Origin of the sequence: Phytopseudomonas dryadis (genome assembly GCF_004327355.1) — a bacterium.
Taxonomy (GTDB): Bacteria; Pseudomonadota; Gammaproteobacteria; order Pseudomonadales; family Pseudomonadaceae; genus Aquipseudomonas; species Aquipseudomonas dryadis.
This window is the reverse complement of record NZ_QJUM01000087.1, coordinates 1-454: the sequence shown is the minus strand read 5'-3', so window position 1 is coordinate 454 and position 454 is coordinate 1. Positions and strand designations below refer to the sequence as shown.

Genomic DNA, 454 nt, shown 5'->3' with positions numbered 1-454 from the left:
AGATAACCCTGGTATCATGGCGGCAAGTAAAATTGACGAAGGTACAGATGTAAACTTCGGTGAATTAACACGTAAAATGGCTAAAAGTATTGAAGCACATCCAAATGCTACAGTGCAATTTAACCATGAAGTTGTTGATTTTGAACAATTATCAAATGGTCAATGGGAAGTTACTGTTAAAAATCGCCTAACTGGTGAGAAATTCAAACAAGTAACTGACTATGTATTCATCGGTGCTGGCGGTGGAGCGATTCCATTATTACAAAAAACAGGTATCCCTGAAAGTAAACATTTGGGTGGATTCCCTATCAGTGGTCAATTCTTAGCTTGTACAAACCCACAAGTTATTGAACAACACGATGCCAAAGTTTATGGTAAAGAGCCACCTGGTACACCACCAATGACTGTACCTCATTTAGATACGCGTTACATTGACGGCCAAAGAACATTATTA

1 protein-coding gene is annotated in these 454 nt (G+C 38.5%); it reads left to right on the top strand.

Annotated features, from left to right (window positions below; all coding sequences use genetic code 11):
• Nucleotides 1-454: malate:quinone oxidoreductase (locus DNK34_RS25335; protein ID WP_208738454.1), on the top strand; the 454-nt coding region annotated here is incomplete at both ends.